This is a genomic window from Sphingomonas ginsenosidivorax, from assembly GCF_007995065.1.
GTDB classification, from domain to species: Bacteria; Pseudomonadota; Alphaproteobacteria; order Sphingomonadales; family Sphingomonadaceae; genus Sphingomonas; species Sphingomonas ginsenosidivorax.
In genome coordinates this window covers 3,074,761-3,097,285 of record NZ_VOQR01000001.1, presented here as the reverse complement: position 1 = coordinate 3,097,285, position 22,525 = coordinate 3,074,761, and the positions used below count along the sequence as shown (strand labels likewise).

At 68.3% G+C, this 22,525-nt stretch carries 23 protein-coding genes; 16 read left to right on the top strand and 7 right to left on the bottom strand.

Annotated features, from left to right (window positions below; genetic code table 11):
- Positions 1-47 precede the first annotated feature (47 nt).
- Positions 48-2,669, top strand: a complete 2,622-nt coding sequence (topA, locus tag FSB78_RS14065) for a type I DNA topoisomerase (RefSeq protein WP_147083230.1) — start codon at positions 48-50, stop codon at positions 2,667-2,669.
- Between the two features lie 422 nt (positions 2,670-3,091).
- On the opposite strand, the gene FSB78_RS14060 is transcribed toward topA, so the two are convergent.
- Together FSB78_RS14060 and panC are read right to left on the bottom strand one after the other, a co-directional pair.
- Entirely contained in the window at positions 3,092-3,388 is a 297-nt protein-coding gene (locus FSB78_RS14060; protein ID WP_147083229.1) for a hypothetical protein, read from the bottom strand.
- Positions 3,389-3,462: 74 nt separating this feature from the next.
- The gene (gene panC / locus FSB78_RS14055; protein ID WP_147083228.1) at positions 3,463-4,314 is read right to left on the bottom strand and encodes a pantoate--beta-alanine ligase; all 852 of its coding nucleotides are present in this window, start codon (positions 4,312-4,314) and stop codon (positions 3,463-3,465) included.
- 90 nt (positions 4,315-4,404) lie between these two features.
- Between panC and FSB78_RS14050 the strand changes: the two genes are divergently transcribed.
- From FSB78_RS14050 to FSB78_RS14015, 8 genes are all read left to right on the top strand, one after another.
- Entirely contained in the window at positions 4,405-5,235 is an 831-nt protein-coding gene (locus tag FSB78_RS14050; RefSeq protein ID WP_147083227.1) for a division plane positioning ATPase MipZ, read from the top strand.
- A gap of 10 nt (positions 5,236-5,245) precedes the next feature.
- Positions 5,246-5,497, top strand: a complete 252-nt coding sequence (locus tag FSB78_RS14045; RefSeq protein WP_147083226.1) for a DnaJ domain-containing protein — start codon at positions 5,246-5,248, stop codon at positions 5,495-5,497.
- Positions 5,498-5,622: 125 nt separating this feature from the next.
- Complete coding sequence (gene pgmG, locus FSB78_RS14040) at positions 5,623-6,993, top strand: phosphoglucomutase/phosphomannomutase PgmG (RefSeq protein ID WP_147083225.1); 1,371 nt, start codon at positions 5,623-5,625, stop codon at positions 6,991-6,993.
- Between the two features lie 49 nt (positions 6,994-7,042).
- Positions 7,043-7,495: a PH domain-containing protein gene (locus FSB78_RS14035; RefSeq protein ID WP_242008299.1), complete on the top strand. Its 453-nt coding sequence runs from the start codon at positions 7,043-7,045 to the stop codon at positions 7,493-7,495.
- 224 nt (positions 7,496-7,719) lie between these two features.
- Entirely contained in the window at positions 7,720-8,484 is a 765-nt protein-coding gene (locus FSB78_RS14030) for a 3'-5' exonuclease (protein ID WP_147083223.1), read from the top strand.
- 87 nt (positions 8,485-8,571) lie between these two features.
- The gene (locus FSB78_RS14025) at positions 8,572-10,080 is read left to right on the top strand and encodes a sensor histidine kinase (RefSeq protein WP_147083222.1); all 1,509 of its coding nucleotides are present in this window, start codon (positions 8,572-8,574) and stop codon (positions 10,078-10,080) included.
- Positions 10,077-10,520 (top strand): response regulator, encoded by a 444-nt coding sequence (locus tag FSB78_RS14020; protein ID WP_147083221.1) that lies wholly within the window; start codon positions 10,077-10,079, stop codon positions 10,518-10,520. The genes FSB78_RS14025 and FSB78_RS14020 overlap by 4 nt, the downstream gene beginning before the upstream one ends.
- 6 nt (positions 10,521-10,526) lie before the next feature.
- The gene (locus tag FSB78_RS14015) at positions 10,527-11,549 is read left to right on the top strand and encodes a sensor histidine kinase (RefSeq protein ID WP_147083220.1); all 1,023 of its coding nucleotides are present in this window, start codon (positions 10,527-10,529) and stop codon (positions 11,547-11,549) included.
- Positions 11,550-11,816: 267 nt separating this feature from the next.
- Here the strand turns inward: FSB78_RS14015 and FSB78_RS14010 are convergent, their stop codons facing one another.
- The 3 genes from FSB78_RS14010 to FSB78_RS14000 form a co-directional block, all read right to left on the bottom strand.
- Positions 11,817-12,518 (bottom strand): anti-sigma factor, encoded by a 702-nt coding sequence (locus FSB78_RS14010; RefSeq protein WP_242008296.1) that lies wholly within the window; start codon positions 12,516-12,518, stop codon positions 11,817-11,819.
- Entirely contained in the window at positions 12,511-13,029 is a 519-nt protein-coding gene (locus FSB78_RS14005) for a sigma-70 family RNA polymerase sigma factor (RefSeq protein ID WP_147083218.1), read from the bottom strand. Before FSB78_RS14005 ends, FSB78_RS14010 begins: the two co-directional genes overlap by 8 nt.
- Before the next feature lie 73 nt (positions 13,030-13,102).
- Entirely contained in the window at positions 13,103-13,573 is a 471-nt protein-coding gene (locus FSB78_RS14000; protein ID WP_147083217.1) for a hypothetical protein, read from the bottom strand.
- A 139-nt stretch (positions 13,574-13,712) separates the two neighbouring features.
- On the opposite strand from FSB78_RS14000, the gene rpiB reads away from it, so the two are divergent.
- From rpiB to FSB78_RS13975, 5 genes are all read left to right on the top strand, one after another.
- On the top strand, positions 13,713-14,147 hold the full coding sequence (gene rpiB / locus FSB78_RS13995) for a ribose 5-phosphate isomerase B (RefSeq protein ID WP_147083216.1): 435 nt from the start codon (positions 13,713-13,715) through the stop codon (positions 14,145-14,147).
- On the top strand, positions 14,144-15,469 hold the full coding sequence (gene glyA, locus FSB78_RS13990) for a serine hydroxymethyltransferase (RefSeq protein ID WP_147083215.1): 1,326 nt from the start codon (positions 14,144-14,146) through the stop codon (positions 15,467-15,469). Before rpiB ends, glyA begins: the two co-directional genes overlap by 4 nt.
- 4 nt (positions 15,470-15,473) lie before the next feature.
- Complete coding sequence (locus tag FSB78_RS13985; protein ID WP_147083214.1) at positions 15,474-15,653, top strand: hypothetical protein; 180 nt, start codon at positions 15,474-15,476, stop codon at positions 15,651-15,653.
- Positions 15,654-16,130, top strand: coding sequence for a transcriptional regulator NrdR (nrdR, locus tag FSB78_RS13980; protein WP_147083213.1), 477 nt, complete (start codon positions 15,654-15,656; stop codon positions 16,128-16,130).
- Positions 16,131-16,287: 157 nt separating this feature from the next.
- On the top strand, positions 16,288-17,388 hold the full coding sequence (locus FSB78_RS13975; protein WP_147083212.1) for a TrmH family RNA methyltransferase: 1,101 nt from the start codon (positions 16,288-16,290) through the stop codon (positions 17,386-17,388).
- 97 nt (positions 17,389-17,485) lie between these two features.
- Here the strand turns inward: FSB78_RS13975 and FSB78_RS13970 are convergent, their stop codons facing one another.
- A complete protein-coding gene (locus FSB78_RS13970) occupies positions 17,486-17,782 on the bottom strand; it encodes a chorismate mutase (RefSeq protein WP_147083211.1) in 297 nt (98 codons plus the stop codon).
- A gap of 202 nt (positions 17,783-17,984) precedes the next feature.
- On the opposite strand from FSB78_RS13970, the gene rpsD reads away from it, so the two are divergent.
- Entirely contained in the window at positions 17,985-18,599 is a 615-nt protein-coding gene (gene rpsD, locus FSB78_RS13965; protein WP_147083210.1) for a 30S ribosomal protein S4, read from the top strand.
- Between the two features lie 135 nt (positions 18,600-18,734).
- Here rpsD and FSB78_RS13960 read toward each other — a convergent pair whose 3' ends face one another.
- The gene (locus FSB78_RS13960; protein ID WP_242008294.1) at positions 18,735-20,738 is read right to left on the bottom strand and encodes an alpha/beta hydrolase family protein; all 2,004 of its coding nucleotides are present in this window, start codon (positions 20,736-20,738) and stop codon (positions 18,735-18,737) included.
- A gap of 142 nt (positions 20,739-20,880) precedes the next feature.
- On the opposite strand from FSB78_RS13960, the gene FSB78_RS13955 reads away from it, so the two are divergent.
- Positions 20,881-22,524 (top strand): M28 family metallopeptidase, encoded by a 1,644-nt coding sequence (locus tag FSB78_RS13955; protein ID WP_147083209.1) that lies wholly within the window; start codon positions 20,881-20,883, stop codon positions 22,522-22,524.
- Position 22,525: the final 1 nt, after the last annotated feature.

Here is a 22,525-nt window from a genome sequence, read left to right as displayed (position 1 = left end):
CGACCCCGCCACCCTCGCATGCGTACACGTAAGGACCGACTTTCCCCATGCAGCTTGTCATCGTCGAATCGCCCGCCAAGGCGAAGACCATCGAGAAATATCTCGGCAGCGATTACCGCGTGCTGGCCAGCTACGGCCATGTCCGCGATCTGCCGCCCAAGGACGGCTCGGTCGATCCCGACGATGCGTTCGCGATGACGTGGGAGAATTACGCGGACAAGTCGAAGCAGCTGAAGGCGATCACCGATCTCGCCAAGACCGCCGACCGGCTGATCCTCGCGACCGATCCGGATCGCGAGGGCGAGGCGATCAGCTGGCACGTCCGCGAAGTGCTGCGTGCGCGCAAAGCGCTGCCGAAGGAGGTCGAGCGCGTCACCTTCAACGCGATCACCAAGGCGACGGTGACCGAGGCGATGAAGAACCCGCGCGAGCTCGACGACGACCTGATCGACGCCTATCGCGCCCGCCGCGCGCTCGATTACCTCGTCGGCTTCACGCTCTCGCCGGTGCTGTGGCGCAAGCTGCCCGGCGCCAAGTCGGCCGGCCGCGTCCAGTCCGTCTCGCTCCGTCTGATCGTCCAGCGCGAGCGCGAGATCGACGTCTTCAAGCCGCAGGAATATTGGTCGGTCACCGCCGACATGGAGCATGACGGCACTGCCTTCACCGCGCGGCTGACGCAGTTCGAGGGCGCCAAGCTCGACCGCCTGTCGATCGGCAACGAAGGCGATGCGCTGCGGGCGAAGCAGGCGGTGCTCGACGGCAATTTCTCGGTCCAGTCGGTCGAGACCAAGCCGGCCGGCCGCAACCCGCCGCCGCCGTTCACGACGTCCACCCTGCAGCAGGAGGCGTCGCGCAAACTGGGCTTCTCCGCCGACCACACGATGAGGATCGCGCAGGGCCTCTACGAGGACGGCGCGATCACCTACATGCGTACCGACGGCGTGCAGATGGATTCGAGCGCGATCTCGGCCGCGCGCCTCGCCGTCGCGAACCGCTTCGACGCGAGCTACGTCCCCGACAAGCCGCGCCAGTACCAGTCCAAGGCGAAGAATGCGCAGGAAGCGCACGAGGCGATCCGCCCCACCGACTTCTCGAAGGACAAGGCCGGCGGCGGCGATCACGCCCGCCTCTACGACCTGATCTTCAAGCGCGCGCTCGCCAGCCAGATGGCGTCGGCCCGCATGGAGCGCACCACGGTCGAGATGGCCGACGGTACCGGCCGCAACATCCTGCGCGCCACCGGCCAGGTCGTCCTCTTCCCCGGCTATCTCGCGCTCTACGAGGAAGGCTCGGACGATTCGGCCGACGAGGATTCGCGTCGCCTGCCGCGGATGCGCGAGGGCGATTCGCCTGCCAAGAAGAAGGTCGACGCCGAACAGCATTTCACCCAGCCGCCCCCGCGCTTCTCCGAAGCCTCGCTGGTCAAGCGGATGGAGGAACTCGGCATCGGCCGCCCGTCCACCTATGCCTCGATCATCAAGACGCTCAAGGACCGCGCGTACGTCCGGATCGAGAAGAACCGCTTCTTCGCCGAGGAATCCGGCCGCCTGGTGACCGCGTTCCTCGAACGCTTCTTCGAGAAATATGTCGGCTATGATTACACCGCCGAGCTCGAGGAGGAACTCGACGACGTCTCGGGCGGCCGCGCGCAGTGGCAGTCGGTGCTCGACGCGTTCTGGCGCGACTTTAAGCCGCGCACCTCCGAGGTGATGGAGCAGCAGCCATCGGCGATCACCGCCGAACTCGACACCTTCCTCGCGCCCTATCTCTTCCCCGAGCGCGCCGACGGCGGCGATCCCCGCCTCTGCCCCAATTGCGGCGAGGGCCAGCTCGCGCTGCGCGGCGGCAAGTTCGGCGCGTTCATCGCGTGCTCCAACTATCCCGAGTGCAAGTTCACGCGCCGCTTCGCGCAGCCGGGCGGGGAGGGCGACGACACGGGTCCCTCGACGCTCGGCGTCGATCCCGACACCAACCTGCCGGTCGAGCGCAAGTCGGGGCGGTTCGGCCCGTACATCCAGATCGGCGAGGGCGAGACCCGGAAGATGGCGTCGATCCCGAAGGACATCGGCGAGCTAGACCTCGAATGGGCGTTGAAACTGCTCAGCCTCCCGCGCACCGTTGGCACGCACCCCGAGACGGGCGAACCGATCCTCGCCGCGATCGGCAAGTTCGGGCCGTATCTGAAGCACGCCGGCAAATATGCGCGCCTCAGCTCGACGCAGGACGTGTTCGAGACGGGGATGAACGCCGCGGTCGTCAAGCTCGCCGAAGCCGCGGCCGGCGGCGGTCGCCAGCAGCGCGGCGCCCAGGCCCCGCTCAAGATCCTCGGCGCGCATCCGCGGACCGAGGCGGAAATCAAGCTGATGGAGGGCCGCTACGGTCCCTACGTCACCGACGGCACGACCAACGCGACGCTGCCCAAATCGATCGAGAAGGACCAGCTGACGCTCGAGGAAGCCGCCTCGCTGATCGACGCCCGGGCGGCGGCAGCGCCCGCGACGAAGAAGAAGAAGGCGGTCAAGAAGCCGGCCGCCAAGAAGGCCCCGGCCAAGGATGCGGCCGAGAAGGCACCGGCGAAAAAGGCCGCAGCGAAAAAGCCGGCGGCCAAGAAGCCCGCAGCAAAGAAGGCCCCCGCGGAAAAGGCCCCCGCGAAAAAGGCCGAAGCCTAATCCCCCCGTCATGCTGAACTCGTTTCAGCATCCACCGTGCCACAGGCGCCCCGCTCCCCCCGTGGGCGAAGCGTCTGCCGCACGGTGGATCCTGAACCAAGTTCAGGATGACGAAGAGGCGTTTAAGCCGGGCCCCCCGCAACCTCATTCCCGTCATGCTGAACTCGTTTCAGCATCCACCGTGCCGCAGACGCCCCGCTCCCCCCTGGGCGAAGCGTCTGCCGCGCGGTGGATCCTGAACCAAGTTCAGGATGACGAAGAGGCGGATAAGCCGCCCCGCCGCCTCACCCCCCCCCGTCATGCTGAACTCGTTTCAGCATCCACCGCGCCGCAAGCGCCCCGCTCCCCCCTTGGACGAAGCGTCTGCCGCACGGTGGATCCCGAACCAAGTTCAGGACGACGGCGAGTAGACGAAGCCGCGCCTACGCCGCCCTACGCTGCGTCATGCCGAGCCAGTCCCTGGCCGCCCGCTGCGCGACCGAGATCTCGCGTGCGGTCATGTCCTCCGCGATCTCCGCGCGGCATTCCTGCGCGGCGACGTTGCCCGCGACCGCGGCGAGGTTGAACCATTTGTGCGCCTCGATCAGGTCGACGCCGATCCCCGAGGCCCCGGTCGAATAGACCATCCCCAGATCGTAATAGGCCCGGTCGTCGCCCCGCGCTGCGGCTGCGAGCCGGCTCTCGACGACGAAATTTCCACTCTTCACTCTGCTTGCCATGGTCTGCCCCCAATGATCGTGGAGGCAGCCTGCACCGAGTCGGGCTACGAAATGGTTAATGGGTTAACGGCAGGTCAGACGGGGCCGACCGGGTCGATCGCGATATTGTCGATCAGCCGCGTGCCGCCCATCCGCGCTGCCGCCAGCAGGCGCCGCGGCCGATCCGCCGCCGGATGTTCGGTCAGCGTCTCGGCGTCGGCGAGCGCGACATAGTCGATCTCGAACCCCGCGGCCGCCAGCATGGTGCGCGCATCGTCGAGCACCGGCTCGACATCCTCGCCGCGCGCGATCGCCCGTGCCGCGACGCCCAGCGCGCGGGGCAGCGTGATCGCCTGGCGGCGCTGTTCGTCGTCGAGATAGATGTTGCGCGACGACATCGCGAGCCCGTCGTCGTCGCGCTGCGTCGGTACCCCGACGATATCGATCGCGAAGTTCAGGTCGGCGACGAAGCGGCGGACGACCGCGAGCTGCTGATAGTCCTTCTCGCCGAAATAGGCGGCATCGGGCTCGACCTGGCCGAACAGTTTCGAGACCACGGTCGCGACGCCGTCGAAATGCCCCGGTCGCGACGCGCCGTCGAAGCCGTCGCTGACGCCCGTCACGCGCACGCTCGTCGCGAAGCCGTCGGGGTACATCGTCTCGACCGACGGCAGCCAGAGCAGGTCGCAGCCCGCTTCGGTCAGCATCCGGATATCGGCCATCTCGCGCCGGGGATAGCGCGACAGGTCCTCGTTCGGTCCGAACTGCGTCGGGTTGACGAAGATCGACGCGACGACCCTGGTCCCCGGCCGCTTCGCCGCCTCGATCAGCGCGACATGGCCCGCGTGCAGCGCGCCCATCGTCGGCACCAGCGCGATGCGCGTGTCCCCGCCGCGCAGGGCGGCGACGCTTGCGCGCAAGGCATTCAGGTCCCGGACGACGTCCACGGCAAACTCCTACTCGATAAAGGCGGTCGCGGCTTCTATGAAGGGGGCAACCGACTATCAACCCATCTTCGTCGCAGAAGGAACCACGAATTGCCCACGGCTCCCGACCAGAGCTCTGCACAGAGTCCCGCCCAGGCGCCCCACGTCATCGTGTTCGCCAATGAAAAGGGTGGGACGGGCAAGTCGACGACTGCGGTCCACGTCGCGATCGCGCTCGCCGCGCGGGGCGCGCGCGTCGCCTGCCTCGACCTCGATCACCGCCAGCGCACCGTCGGCCGCTATCTCGACAACCGCGCCGAGACCGTCCGCCGCAACGGCGCGCCGCTGCCAATGCCGATCCACGCGACGTTGTCCGACCAGTCCGAGGACCAGTTCGAGGATCTGTGGCACGGGCTGTCCGAACAGGCCGATTTCCTGGTGGTGGACACCCCCGGCCGCGACGATCCGTTCGCGCGGACCGCGGCCGCGCTCGCCAACACGCTCGTCACGCCGATGAACGACAGCTTCGTCGATTTCGACCTGATCGGACAGGTCGATCCCGAGACCTATCAGGTGACGCGCCCCAGCTTCTATTCGGAGCTGATCTGGGATGCGCGCAAGCAGCGCGCGCGCGCCGACGGCACCACGATCGACTGGGTCGTGTTGCGCAACCGCCTCCAGCATATCGAGGCACGCAACATGCGCCGCGTCTCGGACGCGCTCGCGCAACTCGCCAAACGCGTCGGCTTCCGCATCATTCCAGGTCTGGGCGAACGCGTCATCTACCGCGAGATGTTCCCCGCCGGGCTGACGATGATCGATTCGAAGCAGTTCGGCGCGATGGGCCTGGGTCACGTCGCCGCGCGTCAGGAACTGCGCGAGATGATGGCTGCGCTTCAACTCCCCGAGATCGCCGCCGAGCAACCCGGCGTCGCCGCGTGAGGGCGGCTGCGTGAAGTGGATCGTCGCCGGCCTCTTCATCTGGCTCGCCTGGTATTATCTCCGCCCGAAACCGAAGCCCCGCGGCGTCACCGACGAGGCTGAGGCGCGCGCGATTCTCGGACTCGACCGCGGCGCCGACGCGGACGCGATCCGCACCGCGCACCGCCGGCTCGTGGCGAGCGTCCATCCCGATCGCGGCGGCTCGGCGGACCTCGCGCGGCGCGTCAACGCGGCGCGCGATCTGCTGCTGAAGCGGCTCTGACCCGTCCGCCCCCTTCCGTTCGTCCTGAGCGAAGTCGAAGGACAGGTTCGTGGCACTGTCCTTCGACTACGCTCAGGACGAACGGGGGGAGGGGCACGTTGAGATCTGAACACGGCGACGACAGCATGACCCATCACTTCGCCCCTGAAATCCTCCGCGAATACGACATCCGCGGCATCGTCGGTCCGTCGCTCGGCCCCGCCGACGCGCACGCGACCGGCCGCGGCTTCGCGACGCGCGTCCGCCGCGCGGGCGGGACCCGAGTCGCGGTCGGCTATGACGGCCGGCTCTCGTCCCCCGACCTCGAAGCCGCGCTGGTCGCCGGCCTCGTGGCGAGCGGCGTCGACGTCGTCCGGATCGGTCTCGGCCCGACCCCGATGCTCTATTTCGCCGAGGCGATCTTAGAGGTGGACGGCGGCATCCAGGTAACCGGCAGCCACAATCCCGGCGACTATAACGGCTTCAAGCTGGTGCACGCCCACGCGCCATTTTCGGGCGACGACATCCAGGACCTCGCCCGCCTCGCCGCCATCGGCGACTGGGAGGCGGGGGCAGGGGCCGTCACCGAAGCCGACGTCCAGGACGCCTATGTCGACCGGCTCATGCTCGGCTATGCGGGCGGGACCTACCGGATCGGCTGGGACACCGGCAACGGCGCGTCGGGCCCGGTCGTCGAGCAACTCGTCCAGCGCCTGCCGGGTGAGCATCACGTGATCTTCGCCGATGTCGACGGCCATTTTCCCAATCATCATCCCGATCCCAGCGTCGAGGCCAACCTGGCCGACCTGAAGCGCCTGGTCGTCGACAAGAACCTCCATTTCGGTATCGCCTTCGACGGCGATGGCGACCGGATCGGCGCGGTCGACGCGCAGGGGCGGGTGCTGTGGGGCGACCAGATCCTCTCCATTCTGGTCGAACCCCAGCTGCGTGAGACGCCGGGCGCGACGATCGTCGCCGACGTCAAGTCGAGCCAGGGCCTGTTCGACCGGATCGTCGCGCTCGGCGGCACCCCCAGCATGGCCGCGACGGGGCACAGCCTGATGAAGGCGCGGATGGTCGAGACCGGCGCTCCGCTCGGCGGCGAGCTCAGCGGGCATGTGTTTCTCGCCGGCGACTATTACGGGTTCGACGACGCGCATTATGCCGCGATCCGGCTGATCCGCGCGGTGCATCTGTCGGGCGGCACGCTGACCGACCTGCTCGACGCGATGCCGCGCTTCGTCAACACGCCCGACCTGCGCTTTCCGGTCGCGGAACAGCGGAAATTCGCGGTGGTCGACGAAGTGCTGGCGCGGCTCGTCGCGGAGGGAGCGACCGTCGACCATATCGACGGCGCGCGCGTCACCACGCCCGATGGCTGGTGGCTGCTCCGCGCCTCGAACACGCAGGCGATGCTGACAGCGCGGGCCGAGGCGCGCGACCAGGCCGGGCTCGACGCGCTGCTCGCACAGGTCGATGCGCAGCTCGCGCAAAGCGGCGTCGTGCGAGCCGATTGACAGCCCGACGGGCATGCGTACCGTGCCCGCTTTCCAAGGAGTTGTACGCGTGGAACGTCCCGTCGACGAGTTCCGGTCCAGCACCGCACGCTGGCTGCTCGGCAGCTTCGCCGGCTGGGGGACGTTGCTCACCTGTCTCGTTGGAATCGGCTTCGTGCTGATCGGCGTCCGCTGGCTCAAGAACCGCGCCGCCAGCTACGAGGTCACCGACCAGCGCCTGATCGTGAAGCGCGGCATCCTGTTCAAGACGATCGACGAGATCGAGCTCTACCGGATCAAGGACGTCCGGCTCGGCTATTCGTTGCTCAACCAGATGGTCGACATCGGCACCATCGTCCTGACCTCGAGCGACCGCACCACGATGGGCGGCGAGTTCGTGCTGCGCGACGTCCCCATGGCGCGCGACCGCCGCGAGGGCCTGCGCAAGCTCGTCGACCGCGCCCGCAGCCGCCGCGGCGTGCGCGAGATGGATGTCGACCACGAGGATGCGTATCTGGACTGACGCTGTCCCGCCGTCAGTCTTCCCCACCCCCCATCCCCCATCCCCCATCCGTCACCCCAGCGAAGGCTGGGGTCTCCCGTTGGGAAGCGCGGCACTCGCCCCGGGAAGATCCCAGCCTTCGCTGGGATGACGATGTGTGGCCAGGGTTGGGCGCGCCGCGTCGCGACGTCGAGCGGGCTCGGAAAAACTGGCAATTCTCCACCCGAACGCCCACCTAGCTCCCGATGCCTCCCAAGCCCCAGCCCCAGATCATCCGCGTCGTCGACCTCGAGACGACCGGGTCCGCCCCGCCCGCGCACGGGGTCTGCGAGATCGGCTGGCAGGACGTCGCGCTCGGCGAGGACGGCCGCTGGGAGCTGGACGGCGAGGGCGGCAGCATCCTCGTCAATCCGGGCCGGCCGATCCCGCCGGTGACGCAGGCGATCCACCATATCCTCGACGATCAGGTCGCCGACGCGCCGTTCTGGCACGACGTCGCACGCCGCGTGCTCGATCCCTGGCCGCGCCGCGTCGCGCTCGCCGCGCACCGCGCCGATTTCGAACAGCAATTCTGCACGCCCACGCTGACCAAGGGCGCCGACTGGATCTGCACCTGGAAGTGCGCGCTCCGGCTCTGGCCCGATTCGCCGAGCTTCTCCAACCAGGTGCTGCGCTACTGGCGCCGCCCGTACGGCATCGACCACGAACGCGGGCTGCCTGCGCACCGCGCGTTTCCCGACGCGTACGTCACGGCGTTCCACCTGCGCGACCAGCTCAACGAGGCGAGCGTCGCGCAGCTGATCGAATGGTCGACCAACCCCGGTCTGATCCCGCGCGTCCGCTACGGTCCCGACCGCGGCAAGGGCTGGCGCGAGATCGACCATGATTCGCTGATGGGCTTCCTCACCGACCGGGATCCCGACATCCGCTTCACTGCCAATGCCGAGATGGACCGTCGCAGCGGCGGCGGCGCGGTCGGGCGCCCCAGCGCCCAGGACCTGCTGCTCTAGCGCGCCTGCTGCATCGCCTGCGCCGATGCCCGGAACGAAATCCGAACACCGCTGGCAATCTCCCCGGCAGAGCGCTAGCACGCGCGGATGCGCCAGACCCGGATCAAGCTCGTCGCGAACACCCGGCCGATCGGTCGCGTCCTGCTCGCCTGCATGGTCCTCGGGTTCGCCAGCCTGATCGCTGCGGGCATCGCCGCCGCCTGGCTGACCGGCCGCAACCAGGAGCATGTCCGCTGGGTCAACCACACCTATGAGGTCGAGCTCGCGATCGCGCAGGCCAGCATTGCGATCGAGCAGGGCGAGACCCCGCGCCGCGGCTATCTGATCACCCGCGCGCCGATCTACCTCGACACCTACCTCGCAAACCGCGCGAAGCAGCCCGCGACGCTGGCCCGCGTCAGCACGCTGACCGCCGACAATCCGCGCCAACGTGCCAGCTACGCCAGGCTGGTCGCGCTCGTCGCCGATCTCCAGCGCCAGCGCGACCTGACCGTCTCGCTGGTCCGCGAAGGTCGCGGGCGCGAGGCAATCGCGCTGTTCTTCGCCGAAACCGATGCGAAGCGGATGATGACGATCCGCCGGCTCGCCGCGCACATGGCGCAAGAGGAACGCCGCCTGCTGAAGATCCGCGACGCCGACCAGGTCCGCAGCGTCCGCGCGTTCTACATCGTGCTCGGCATCGCCGGGCTGATCCTGCTGGTCGTCGCGATCCTCTCGGTGACGACGGTGATGCGCTACACCCGCGACCTCACCCGCTCGCGCGACAGCCTCAACACGCTCAACGAGACGCTCGAGGAGCAGGTCGCCGAACGCACTGCGGACCTCAGCCTGGCGAACGACGAGATCCAGCGCTTCGCCTATATCGTCAGCCACGACCTGCGCTCGCCCTTGGTCAACGTGATGGGCTTCACCGCCGAGCTCGCCGCTACCGTCGCCCCGCTCGAGGAACTGCTCGAACGCGCCGAGGCGACCGCGCCCGAGATCGTCACCGAGGATGCGCGGCTCGCGGTGCGCGAGGACCTGCCCGAGGCGGTCGGCTTCATCCGCACCTCGACGCAGAAGATGGACCGGCTGATCAACGCGATCCTCAAGCTGTCGCGCGAAGGCCGCCGCGTGATTGCGCCCGAGCGGCTCGACGTGGCCGAGATCGTCGCCAATATCTGCGGATCGATGCAGCACATCATCGACGATCGCGGGGCAACGGTCAGCGTCGAAGGCACGATCCCGGGGCTCGTCAGCGACCGCCTCGCGATCGAGCAGATCCTGTCGAACCTGATCGAGAATGCGACCAAGTATCTGAAGCCCGGCCGTCCCGGCGTCATTACCGTCTCGGGCCACGAAGAGCGCGGCCGCGTGGTGCTGTCGGTCGCCGACAATGGCCGCGGCATCGATACCCGCGACCATGCCCGCGTGTTCGACCTGTTCCGCCGCTCGGGCGCGCAGGACCAGCCGGGCGAGGGGATCGGGCTCGCGCATGTGCGTGCGCTGGCCTATCGCCTTGGCGGCACTATCGACCTGGCCTCCGAACTGGGCGAGGGTGCGACCTTCCGCCTCAACCTTCCCAAGACTTTGACCGTGCAGGACCCGAAAGCATGAGCGAACACCAGACCGTCGGCATCGTGATGATCGAGGATGACGAGGGCCATGCCCGCCTCATCGAGAAGAACATCCGCCGCGCGGGCATCTCCAACGCGATCCGCCATTTCACCGACGGCGGCACCGCGCTCGACTTCCTGTTCAACGCGCCCGACGGCCCCGCGCTCAACGGCCCGGCGCTCATCCTGCTCGACCTCAACCTGCCCGACATGAGCGGCACCGACATCCTGCTGCGGATCAAGGCGGAGGGCAGTCCGCTGCGCCGCACGCCCGTCGTCGTGCTGACCACGACCGACGACAAGGTCGAGATCCAGCGCTGCTACGATCTCGGCTGCAACGTCTACATCACCAAGCCGGTGAACTACGAAAGCTTCGCCACCGCGATTCGCCAGCTCGGGCTGTTCCTCTCGGTGATCCAGGTCCCCGAGATCGAGGCCTGACGCTAGGTGACCCGCGTCCTCTATATCGACGACGATGCGGGTATCCGCCGGCTGGCCGCGCGTGCGCTCGGCCGGCGCGGCTATGACGTGACCGTGGCCGAGGGCGGCGCGGAGGGCTGTGTGCGCGCTGCCGCCGACCATTTCGACCTGATCGCGGTCGATCACTACATGCCCGGTATGGACGGGCTGGAGACGATCGCCGAGCTGGCGAAACTGCCCGACACGCCGCCGATCGTCTATGTGACCGGATCGGAAGAGGGCCGCATCGCCGTCGCCGCGCTGAAAGCCGGGGCGGCCGACTATGTCGTGAAGACCGTCGGCAATGATTTCTTCGACCTGCTCGCCGCCGCGTTCGAACAGGTCCGCGCGCGCGCCACGCTGGAACAGGCCAAGGCGACCGCGGAGGCCGAACTGCGCGCGACCAATGCGCGGCTCGAGGCGCTGCTCAGCGAGGTCAACCACCGTGTCGCCAATTCGCTGCAGCTGGTCTCGGCGATGGTCCGGCTGCAGTCGACCGCGCTCGTCGACCCGGCGGCACGCGAGGCGCTGGAGGACACGCAGCGCCGGATCCAGGCGATCGCGCAGGTCCACCGCCGGCTCTACACCACCAACGACGTCGAGAGCGTCGACATGCGCGAATATCTCGGCGCGCTGGTCGAGGAACTGGCCGAGACCTGGTCGACCGACGCATTGCCGCGCGCGCTCAGCATCGTCGCCGAACCGATCCGGCTGTCGACCGATCGGGCGGTGTCGCTCGGCATCATCGTCACCGAACTCGTCACCAACGCGTGCAAATACGCCTATCCGCTCGGCGCCGGCGAAGTCCGCGTCGCGCTCCGGGCGGATGGCGATGCGTTCCTGCTCGCGGTCGAGGACGATGGCTGCGGCATGCCCGCCGACGCCACCCCGCGCGGCACCGGCCTCGGCACCAAGCTCATCCGCGCGATGGCGCAGAGCCTGCAGTCGATCGTCGAATACGACGCCACCCACACCGGCGTCCGCGCCACCCTGCGCGCCACGGTCCACTAGACCTGGCATCCGTCATCCCGGCGAAGGCTGGGGGTCACGCCTCCCCACCCGTCATCCCAGCGCAGGCTGGGATTTCCGTGGGGCGGACGCTCCGCTCACCAATCGGAAGACCCCAGCCTACGCTGGGGTGACGGCAAGGCGGCGGTACGCGCCCTTCTTCGTCATCCTGACGAAAGTCAGGACCCAGAGCCAAGCAGCGCAGCCCCTGTTACCCTGGATCCTGACGGTCGTCAGGATGACGGTCGTTGCAAGGCCAGCGGCCCCGCCTCAAACCCGCGCGAGCACACCCTTCGCGATCACCGGCCCCGTCGGCAGCCCGGTCGGCGAACCGCCCGTCGGCTCGACCGAAATCGCCAGCACCGCGCCCGCCACGATCCGCGCGCGATCCGCAGGCGTCAGCCTGAGCGTCGCTGGCGTCCGCGCCAGCAGCGCCAGCGGATGCGGCACTCCGTCGCCGCCGATCGCCCACAACTGCGCGACCTTGTCCGCGTCCACCGCCGGCGCCGCGGCGATCCGCAGCGACCCCGCGGCGGCGTCGAACGCTGCCGCCACCGGACCCGCCGCGTCGTCTCCATCGCCCGTCAGCGTCGCGATCAGCAAGCTCGTCGGGCGTGCGGCCGGCACCGGTTGCGACACCGGCGCGCTCGGCCGCGGATCGATCGCGATGAACAGCAACAGGCACGCCGCGATCGCGCTACTGACCGCGGCGAGCACCGGCCAAGGCCACCGCGTCCTCGCCGCGACCGGCGTGCCGTCCAGCGTCGCGGCGATCCGCGCGGCCACGTGCGGTCCCGCCGCGACCTCCGGCCACAGGTCGAACAACGCCGCGAACCGCTCGCGCCACCATTCCACCTCCGCTGCGAACCCGGGTTCGGCAAGCAGCCGGCGCAGCGCGGCGGCGCGCTCCTCGCCGTCCAGCAGGCCCAGCGCCAGTTCGGCCGCGGTCAGGTCGACATCGGGGTCAGCCACGCAGGCAATCCTTCAGCCGTGCGAGGCCGCGGCGGACCCAGCTCTTCATCGTGCCCAGCGGCACCGCACGCGCGATCGCCAGCTCGGCATAGGTCACGCCATCGAAGAACGCGGTGCGGATCGCGTCGCGCTGTTGCCCGTCCAACCCGTCCAGGCAGTCGAGCAACCGGCGGGTGTCCTCGTTCGCGAGCATCGCGCGCTCCGCACCCTCGCTGGGGTCGGCAATGTCGGGCGCGTCGTCGATCGAGCTGGTCCGGCGCACGCCCTGGGCCCGGCGCCAGTCGATCGCGCGGTTGCGCGCGATCGTCGCCAGCCAGGTGATCGGGCTCGCGCGCCCCGGCTCCCAGCCGCTCGCCCGTTTCCAGATCGTGATGTAGACCTCGTGCAGCACATCCTCCGCGGCCTGTCGTTCGCCACAGATACGCAGCGTGATCCCGAAAAGCTTCGCATTGGTCAGCCGGTAGAGTTCGTCAAAGGCCGCGCGGTCCTCGCCGCCGGTCCGTAACAGCATGTCGGCCAGATAGGCCCGGGCGGTATCCGCAGTGGATGGCGATGGCGTCACGAGGACCAACCTAGCGCGGGAATCAGTCGCGGCAATAGCCTTCGCCCGGCTTGACCGTCAGGCACTTTGTCTTGCCTGCCAGATATTTGAGACCGGTCTGCTCGCCGTCGGTGGGGCGCAGCGTCTCGCGCGTGCCGCGGCGCTCGAACACGATGGTGTCGCCGCGCGCGACACCTTCGAACTTGCCCGAATTGTCGAGGTCCCACTGCATGTCGAGCCGATAGCGCCCCGGCACGCTCGTGGGCGCAATATTGAGATACATGCCTTCGACACCGATCCAGCGCCCGGTATAGTCGATCGCCGCCGCAGCCGGCTCGGTGTTTCCGGCCGGGGCAGGGGCCTGAGCGGGGATCACGCTGTTGTCGATGGCACCGGCAGACGTCATGTTGCCGTCGCTGCGGGTCTCGGGCGCCGGGCCGGAGCACGCGGCGAGCCCGAGGGCGAGCAGCGCCGCCAGGCACCGCGTACGCGCAGGAACGGAAAAATCGGTCATCAGTCGGCACCACGCTGATCGAGGATAGAACCGACCAACCAATCGCGGCGCGTGTCCGTTCCCGGACGAACAGGTGTGGCAATCGCGCGCACCTGTCGGTAAAGCCGCGAGGGTCCCGATTGCCACAGGAACCTCCCCGATGCGCATCGCCATCGCGTCCGACCACGCCGCCGTCTCGCTCAAGGCCACGCTCGCCGCGTGGTTGCGCGAGGAGGGCCATGACGTGCTCGACCTCGGCACCGACGGCACCGCGAGCGTCGACTATCCCGATTACGGCTTCGCGATCGCCGCCGCGCTCGCCGACGGCCGCGTCGAGCGCGGGATCGCGCTGTGCGGCTCGGGCATCGGCATCGCGATCGCCGCCAATCGCAACCCGGCCTGCCGGTGCGCGCAGGTCTCCGAACCGCTGTCCGCCCGCCTTGCCCGATCGCATAACGACGCCAACGCCATCGCGCTCGGCGCCCGCCTGATCGGCGAGGAAATGGCCAAGGCGTGCGTCGAAGCCTTCCTCACCGCCGATTTCCTCGGCGGACGCCACCAGCACCGAGTCGACATGCTAAGGGAACCCGCATGAGCACCCAGCCCCAGACCCTTTCGCCCCAGACCCTCTCAGACGTCCAGCCGGACGGCTTCTTCACGCGCGGCCTGGCCGCAGCCGACCCCGCGATCTTCGCCGGGATCGAGCACGAACTCGACCGCGAACAGACGCAGATCGAGCTGATCGCGTCGGAGAACATCGTGTCGAAGGCGGTGCTCGAGGCGCAGGGCTCGGTGTTCACCAACAAATATGCCGAAGGCTATCCCGGCAAGCGCTATTACCAGGGCTGCGCACCGTCTGACGAGGTCGAGACGCTCGCGATCGAGCGCGCCAAGCAGATCTTCGGCTGCGGCTTCGCCAACGTCCAGCCGCATTCGGGCGCACAGGCGAACGGCGCGGTGATGCTCGCCCTGGTCAAGCCGGGCGACACCATCCTCGGCATGAGCCTCGACGCCGGTGGCCATCTGACGCACGGCGCGCGCGCCGCGATGTCGGGCAAGTGGTTCAACGCGGTCCAGTACGGCGTCGACCCCGTCACGCATCTGATCGATTACGACCAGGTCGAGGCACTCGCGGTCGAGCACCAGCCCAAACTCATCATCGCGGGCGGCTCGGCCTATCCGCGCGTGATCGACTTCGCGCGCTTCCGCGCCATCGCGGACAAGGTCGGCGCGTACTTCATGGTCGACATGGCGCATTTCGCCGGCATCGTCGCGGCGGGCCTCCACCCGACCCCGTTCGGCCATGCGCACGTCGTCACCACGACCACGCACAAGACGCTGCGCGGCCCCCGCGGCGGCATGATCATGACCAATGACGAGGCGATCGCGAAGAAGCTCAACTCGGCGGTGTTCCCCGGGCTCCAGGGCGGCCCGCTGATGCACGTCGTGGCCGCCAAGGCGGTGGCGTTCGGCGAGGCGCTGCAGCCCGACTTCAAGAGCTACATCGCCGCGGTCGTCGAGAACGCCAAGATCCTCGCTGCGACGCTCAAGGAGCGCGGCGCCGATCTCGTCTCGGGCGGCACCGACACGCATCTGGCGCTCGTCGACCTGACCCCGCTCGGCATCACCGGCCGCGACGCCGACGAGGCGCTCGAGCGCGCCGGGATCACCTGCAACAAGAACGGCATCCCCAACGACCCGCTGCCCCCGGTCAAGACCAGCGGCATCCGCGTCGGTTCCCCCGCTGGCACCACGCGTGGCTTCGGCCCCGCCGAGTTCCGCGAGATCGGCCACATGGTCGCCGACGTGCTCGACGGCCTGCGCGAAAAGGGCGAACACGGGGATCCGGCGGTCGAGGCGGACGTTCGGACCCGCGTACGCGCCCTGTGTGCGCGCTTCCCCATCTACGAAGGATGATCCTATGTCGAAGTTCGATGAAATCCAGAACGACGTGAAGAGCACGCCTGGCCTCGGCAAGAGCATGGCCAAGTGGAGCGCGCTCGGTGCGGTGGTAGCGATCCCGATTCCCGTGATCGGCCCGATCTTCGGTGCGCTCGCGGGTGCCGGCTATGCCTATTACAAGGGCAAGAAGACCCTCTGAATGCGCTGCCCCTTCTGCGGACATGAAGACAGCCAGGTAAAGGACAGCCGCCCCACCGAAGACGGGGCGGCGATCCGGCGCCGGCGCCAGTGCGAAGGCTGCGCCGCGCGTTTCACGACGTTCGAACGCATCCAGCTGCGTGACCTGTTCGTGCTGAAGAGCGCCGATTCAGCAGGCGGGGGCCGCCGCGAACCGTTCGACCGCGAGAAGCTGCTCCGCTCGCTCTCGATCGCGACCCGCAAGCGCGCGATCGAGCCGGTCCGCATCGAGAAACTCGTCAGCGGCATCCAGCGCCAGCTGGAGACGCTCGGCGAGAACGAGGTCACGTCGAAGCGGATCGGCGAGATGGTGATGGACGGGCTCAAGGGCCTCGATTCGGTCGCCTATATCCGCTTCGCCAGCGTCTACCGCGATTTCAGCGAGGCGAAGGACTTCGAGGCGTTCGCCGGGAGTGTCGAAGAGGTGGGGCGGGAATAGCGGCGCTCACGACCCTGTCCCTCGATACGCGCTCTCGACTTCGCTCGATCGCTACTCGGGACGAACGGTGTGATCGAACTCCTATACCCCCCCCTCCGTTCGTCCCGAGTAGGCATCGAGCTTGTCGAGATGCCGTATCGAGGGATAAGCCCGCCGCATGACATTCTGGGCCTATATCGTCCGCTGCGCCGACGACAGCTATTACACCGGTCACACCGATGACCTCGAACGCCGGATCGGCCAACACAATCTCGGTGAGGTCGCCGGCTACACGCAGAAGCGTCGCCCGGTGACGCTGATGTGGAGCCAGGAGTTCCCGTCGCGCCAGGAGGCGCTGGCAGCCGAGTTTCAGGTCAAGGACTGGTCGCGCAAGAAAAAGGAAGCGCTGTTCCGTGCGGACTGGGCAGCGCTGTCGGAGGCGGCAAGGAAACAGCCTCCTGCCCCTCGATACGATGCCTCGACAAGCTCGGCATCTACTCGGGACGAACGGGGTGAGACCCAAACGCCCCCCCCAATCATCATCCTCGTCCGCCCCCAACTCGGCGAGAACATCGGCAAAGCCGCCCGCGCGATGCTCAATTTCGGGCTCGTCGAGATGCGCCTCGTATCCCCGCGCGACGGCTGGCCCAACCCTACCGCCGGCCCCGCCGCCAGCGGCGCCGACATCGTCCTCCAGAACGCGCAGGTCTACGACACCGTCGCCGACGCGGTCGCCGACTGCGAGCATGTCTACGCCACCACGGTGCGCAAGCGCGGCGTCACCAAGCCCGTCGTCACCCCGGAAGTCGCCGGCACCGCGATCCACACAGGCCCCGGCCGCTCGGCGATTCTGTTTGGCCCCGAGCGCTCCGGCCTCGAGACCGACGACGTCGCGGTCGCGCGGACGATCATCACCGTGCCGATCAACCCCGAATTCGGCAGCCTCAACCTCGCCCAGGCGGTGATCCTGGTCGCGTACGAATGGTCGAAGGGCGTGGCTCTCGCCCAGCCGCCCGAGGTCGACATGCCGGTCCCGTCCTCGCAGGAGGAGCTCGATGGCATGATCGCGCAGCTCGACGGCATGCTCGTCGGCGCCGGCTATTTCTTCCCCGAAGACCGCGGCCCCGCGCTTCGCCGTACGCTGCGCACTTTGCTGACCAAGCCCGCCTGGTCCGGGATGGAGATCCGCACGCTGCGCGGCGTGCTGTCGGCGCTCGCGGGCAAGCGCCCCCGGCCAGCCCCCATCCGTCATCCCAACGAAAGTCAGGACCCAGAGTAACCCCCCTCCCGTTCGTCCTGAGCGCAGTCGAAGGACAGGCCCCAGGCGCAGGTGCTTCGACTACGCTCAGCACGAACGGGGAGGGGGCGCTACGCCATCACCGCCGGTCGAACGCCGCCAGCTCGTACGCGATCGACGCCTCGACCAGCCCCTCCCACAGGTCGCCGATCGCCGCCTCGGGCAGCCCCAGCCGCACCGCCTCGGCACGCGCATTGGCGATCACCTCGGCCTTGCGCGCCTCGTCGCGCACGGCCTCGCGCCCCGGCTTGATGCGCGCGGCGGCGTCCATATAGGCGAAGCGCCGGGCCAGCAGCGCGACGAGCTCGCGGTCGAGCGCATCGACGCCCGCGCGGACCTCGGTCATGGTTGTGCAGTCGGGGCCGGAAAGGATCATGCGGCGTCTCTAGGCGGGCGCCGGCGCGGCTGTCCAGCTTGACTCGCTGCGCCTCGGCGTCTAGGCGCCCGCACTTCGCAACAGGCTCCGCACCCCGGTGAAGCGGCGGCCCTGCCGATCCTAGGATCCAAGCAGGCGATACCGGGAGTGATCCGCGCCCGAAACGGCGCGGGTTCGTCACAGGCTACTGCAAGGATTATCTATGTCGAAGCGTCAAAGCGCGAAGTACAAACTCGACCGTCGCATGGGCGAGAACATCTGGGGTCGCCCCAAGAGCCCGGTCAACAAGCGTGAATACGGCCCCGGCCAGCACGGCCAGCGCCGCAAGGGCAAGGTCAGCGACTTCGGCATCCAGCTGCGCGCCAAGCAGAAGCTCAAGGGCTACTACGGCGACGTGACCGAGAAGCAGTTCCGCGCCTGCTATTTCGAGGCAGCCCGGATGAAGGGCGATACCAGCCAGAACCTGATCGGCCTGCTCGAGCAGCGTCTCGACATGCTCGTCTACCGCGCCAAGTTCGCGCCGACGATCTTCGCGGCCCGCCAGATCGTTTCGCACGGCCACATCCGCGTCAACGGCGTGAAGTGCAACGTCGCCTCGCGTCGCTGCTTCGTCGGCGACGAGATCACGCTGGGTTCGAAGGCGCAGGAAATGGCGCTGGTGCTCGAGGCACAGACGCTCGCCGAGCGCGAGATCCCCGATTACGTCTCGCCCGACGGCGCCGCCAAGATCACCTTCACGCGCGTGCCCACGCTCGACGAGGTGCCCTATCCGGTGAAGATGGAACCGAACCTCGTCGTCGAATTCTACTCGCGTTAAGTCGAGCGAGAGCGAGACCGGCCGGCGGTGCACCAGCACCGTCCGACGACGCGGCTTCGCCGCGGCGCGGTCCAAGACAAAAAAGGGCGGTCCCTCGCGGGGCCGCCCTTTTTCGTATCTGCCTACATTTTCCCCTTACATCTTCATCGTCGTCCGAAGGAACACGTCCGTCTTGTCGAGCAGGTCGGTCCGCGCGGCGTCGTCGTCGAGCTGGTGGTCCAGCCCCTTATATTCGACGAACTGCACCGGCTTGCCCGCCCCGCGCAGCCGCGACGCCATCAACTGGCTCTCCCGGATCGAGACGTTCTGGTCGCGGTCGCCGTGGAACAGCAGCACGGGCGCCGCGAACCGGTCGGCATGCCGCGCGGGCGATCCCTCCTCGGCGGTCACGCGTGTCCCGAACGTCTGGTCGAGCGAGGCCGGCGATGAATCGCCCTTCCATTCCTCGCGCAGCATCTCGAAATCGGTGACCGGCGCGACCGCGACGATCGCCTTGAACAGGGTGGGGTCGACCGCGCCCGACTGCAGCGCCGCATAGCCGCCATAGGACCAGCCGACGATCGCCATCTTGGCAGGGTCGGCGATGCCCTGTTTCACCAGCCAGCGGCCGCCATCGTCGATGTCTCCGACCGCTGTCTTCCACGACCGGAACCCGTTCTGCTGGAACCAGCTGTCGCCATAGCCTGTCGATCCGCGGTAATTGGGCTGCAGCACCGCATAGCCGCGATTGGCGAAGAACTGCGGCAGCCAGTCGAAATTCCACTCGTCGCGCGCCCATGGGCCACCATGCGGCAGGACGATCGCGGGCAGCCCCTTGCCGTCGCTGCCCGGCGGCAGCGTCAGATAGCCCGGGACCATCGTGCCGTCGGCGGCCGGGAAACTGATCGGCTTGACGCTCGCCAGCTTCACGCTCGCCAGCTGCGGACGGATCGGCAGGATCTCCGCCAGCTTCTTGCTCGCCCTGTCGAACAGGTAGAAGCGCCCGGGATCGGTATCGGCGCCCGCGAACATCACCAGCTTCTGTTCGTCCGCGCTCGCATCGACGAAGCTCGCCAGCGGTGCGCCGGGCAACGCCTTGGACAGCGAGGTGGCGAAGCTCTTCAGCGGCGGATCGAACATCGCGGTCTCGCGCTTGTCGGTGACCCAGCTGGCTCCCACTACCCGGCTCTGCCGGCCGACCTGCACGAGCTGGTCGACGTCTGCGTCGGGGCGTTCGAACACGAGTTTCTTGGTCATGCTGCCGTCAAGCGCGATGCTGTACACGCCGATCCGGCCGCCGGAGGAATCCAGCCCGTAGACGACGTCGAGATCGGGATCGACCGCCTCGGGCTCGAACCCCTTGGCGCGCCCGCCCGACACGGTCACCGTCGTCAGCGGCAGCCATTCGCGGCTGCCCTTGCGGCGATAGAGGAAATCGTACCGGTCCTTGCTCTGCCCGAGCGTGGTGGTCGGGCGCCGCGCCATGATCCGCACCACGCCGCGCCCGTCGGTGATGTACCCCGCGACCCCGCCGCGCGGTTGCTCGACCATCGTCCGCTCGAGCGTACGGGTGTCGACCCGTTCGACCGCCAGGCCTTCGCTCGTCTGCGCGGTCAGGTGCCCGGTCGTCATCTCGGGCAAGACATAGCGCTGCATCAGCGCGCTGCCGTCGCCCTTCTCGCCCAGCCAGTCGATCACGCCGCCGCCGCCCAGCGCGATGCCGAGCGAATATTGGTTGGCGCGTGCGCTCAGCAGCTTCTGGTCGCTGCCGTCCGAATTGAGCGAGAACAGCCGGGTAAAGCCGTAGAAGGACGTTCCGATCTGGTCGATCACGTACAGCCCGCACACCAGCCGCGTGTTGGTCGACCAGCGGCAATATTGCAGCCGCTCCGGATTGCCGCTCGACCGCAGGATCGGCTTCAGACCCGTACTGCCGTCCATCGCGACGACCGACAGCACCGCCCCGCGCCCCGCGGTCGGCTGGATCACCGCCAGCGACTTGCCGTCGGGGGATATCGTGACCCCGATCACATTGTCGCGTGCCCCGAACCGCTTCGCCGCGTCGCTCGGCTCCGCGGCCTGCGCGCCGTCCGTCACGACGATCGTCATCGCGGTCGCCAGCAACAACGCAGCCGGCGCCAACCAAGATCTAACCCTCACTGAATCCCCCTGTTTTCAATCCCCTGCGGACAGTATCGCAGCGCGCGCCGCTTGCAATCGCTTCGATCGGTTCTCGTTCCGGTTCGTGGACAAGTGCGAATCCCGATGCGAAAAGAGCGCATCATCCGACCGGAGACCGCCGATGCGTAGCCTCATGCTTGCCGCCCTGATCCTGCCCATCCCGCTTGCCGCCCAGACCCGATCGGCGGCCGCGCCCGCCATCTCCGTCGACACGCTGAAATCGGTCACGCAGGAGCTGTCGTCCGACGCCTATGAGGGCCGCGCGCCGACCACGCCCGCCGAGGACAAGACCGTCGCGTACATCGTCAAGCGCTTCCAGGCGGCGGGGCTGAAGCCGGGCAACAAGGGCTTGTGGACGCAGGACGTCCCGATGGTCGAGATCACCGCGGGCAACGTCGCGCCCTATGTCTTCACCGGCGGCAAGGCCCCCGTCAGCCTCGCCTATCGCACCGACATGGTCGCAGGCACCTACCGCGTGGCCCCCAAATCGGCGGTCGCGAACAGCGACGTCGTGTTCGTCGGTTACGGCGTCACCGCGCCGGAGCAGGGCTGGGACGACTATGCCGGCGTCGACGTGCGCGGCAAGACCGTCGTCATCCTGATCAACGACCCCGACTGGCAGACCATGACGCGCGAGGGCCCGTTCGAGGGCCGCGCGATGACCTGGTACGGGCGCTGGCCGTACAAGTTCGAGAACGCCGCCAAGCACGGTGCCTCCGCCGCGATCATCGTCCACGACACCGAGCCCGCCGCCTATCCCTGGGCGGTCGTCCAGTCGTCCTGGACCGGCCCGCAGCTGGAGCTCGACGAGAAGGGCGACCATCTCGACCAGAGCCAGGTGATCGGCTGGATGCAGCGGCCCGCCGCCGAGCGCGTCTTCGCCAGCGCGGGCAAGGATTACGCGGCCCTCGCCGCATCCGCCAAGGTCAAGGGTTTCAAGGCCGTCCCGCTCGGGCTGAAGATGAGCGCCTCGTTCGACAACAGCATCCGCCGCCAGGCGTCGAAGAACGTCATCGGCGTGCTGCCCGGCACCACCGCACCCGCCGATACCGTGCTCTACACCGCGCACTGGGACCATCTCGGCCGCTGCGACGCGGTCGACGGCGACGACATCTGCAACGGCGCGCTCGACAATGCGAGCGGCGTTGCCGGGCTCGTCGCGCTCGCCGAGGCGCAGGCCAAGGCCGGCCCCGCGAAGCGCTCGATCGCGTTCATGGCGGTGACCGCGGAGGAATCGGGGCTGCTCGGATCGCGCTATTACGCCGAACACCCGATCTACCCGCTCGCGCGCACGGTGGGCGGCGTCAACATGGACGGGCTCAACATCATCGGCCCCGCAAAGGACTTCGTGCTGGTCGGCGCGGGCAAGTCCGAGATCGAGGACCTGGCCAAGCCCTTCGTCACCGCGCAGGGCCGCGTGATCGGGACCGAGGCGAACCCCGAACGCGGCAGCTATTACCGCTCGGACCATTTCAGCTTCGCGAAACTCGGCGTGCCGATGCTCGACGGTGGCAGCGGCGAGGACCTCGTTACAGGCGGCACCGCGGCGGGCCATGCCGCGCGCGAGGACTATGTCGCGCACCGCTATCACAAGCCGCAGGACCAGTATGACGCCAACTGGAACTGGTCGGGCGCGGTTCAGGACCTCACCATCTATTATGGCTTGGGTCGCAAGCTCGCCGACGATACGGGGCTCTGGCCAAACTGGTACAAGACCGCGGAATTCCGCGCCATCCGCGACCGTGATCGCGCAGGAGCCAAGTAAG

What these genes read in the sequence shown, in the direction of transcription:
- FSB78_RS13975 (WP_147083212.1), top strand. Translation starts at nt 16,288, where the DNA reads ATGACATTCTGGGCCTATATCGTCCGCTGCGCCGACGACAGCTATTAC.
- FSB78_RS13955 (WP_147083209.1), top strand. Translation starts at nt 20,881, where the DNA reads ATGCGTAGCCTCATGCTTGCCGCCCTGATCCTGCCCATCCCGCTTGCC.
- topA (WP_147083230.1), top strand. Translation starts at nt 48, where the DNA reads ATGCAGCTTGTCATCGTCGAATCGCCCGCCAAGGCGAAGACCATCGAG.
- FSB78_RS13985 (WP_147083214.1), top strand. Translation starts at nt 15,474, where the DNA reads ATGTCGAAGTTCGATGAAATCCAGAACGACGTGAAGAGCACGCCTGGC.
- FSB78_RS14000 (WP_147083217.1), bottom strand. Translation starts at nt 13,573, where the DNA reads ATGACCGATTTTTCCGTTCCTGCGCGTACGCGGTGCCTGGCGGCGCTG.
- pgmG (WP_147083225.1), top strand. Translation starts at nt 5,623, where the DNA reads ATGACCCATCACTTCGCCCCTGAAATCCTCCGCGAATACGACATCCGC.
- FSB78_RS13970 (WP_147083211.1), bottom strand. Translation starts at nt 17,782, where the DNA reads ATGATCCTTTCCGGCCCCGACTGCACAACCATGACCGAGGTCCGCGCG.
- rpiB (WP_147083216.1), top strand. Translation starts at nt 13,713, where the DNA reads ATGCGCATCGCCATCGCGTCCGACCACGCCGCCGTCTCGCTCAAGGCC.
- FSB78_RS14005 (WP_147083218.1), bottom strand. Translation starts at nt 13,029, where the DNA reads ATGCTGTTACGGACCGGCGGCGAGGACCGCGCGGCCTTTGACGAACTC.
- FSB78_RS14025 (WP_147083222.1), top strand. Translation starts at nt 8,572, where the DNA reads ATGCGCCAGACCCGGATCAAGCTCGTCGCGAACACCCGGCCGATCGGT.
- nrdR (WP_147083213.1), top strand. Translation starts at nt 15,654, where the DNA reads ATGCGCTGCCCCTTCTGCGGACATGAAGACAGCCAGGTAAAGGACAGC.
- FSB78_RS14030 (WP_147083223.1), top strand. Translation starts at nt 7,720, where the DNA reads ATGCCTCCCAAGCCCCAGCCCCAGATCATCCGCGTCGTCGACCTCGAG.
- rpsD (WP_147083210.1), top strand. Translation starts at nt 17,985, where the DNA reads ATGTCGAAGCGTCAAAGCGCGAAGTACAAACTCGACCGTCGCATGGGC.
- glyA (WP_147083215.1), top strand. Translation starts at nt 14,144, where the DNA reads ATGAGCACCCAGCCCCAGACCCTTTCGCCCCAGACCCTCTCAGACGTC.
- FSB78_RS14060 (WP_147083229.1), bottom strand. Translation starts at nt 3,388, where the DNA reads ATGGCAAGCAGAGTGAAGAGTGGAAATTTCGTCGTCGAGAGCCGGCTC.
- FSB78_RS14020 (WP_147083221.1), top strand. Translation starts at nt 10,077, where the DNA reads ATGAGCGAACACCAGACCGTCGGCATCGTGATGATCGAGGATGACGAG.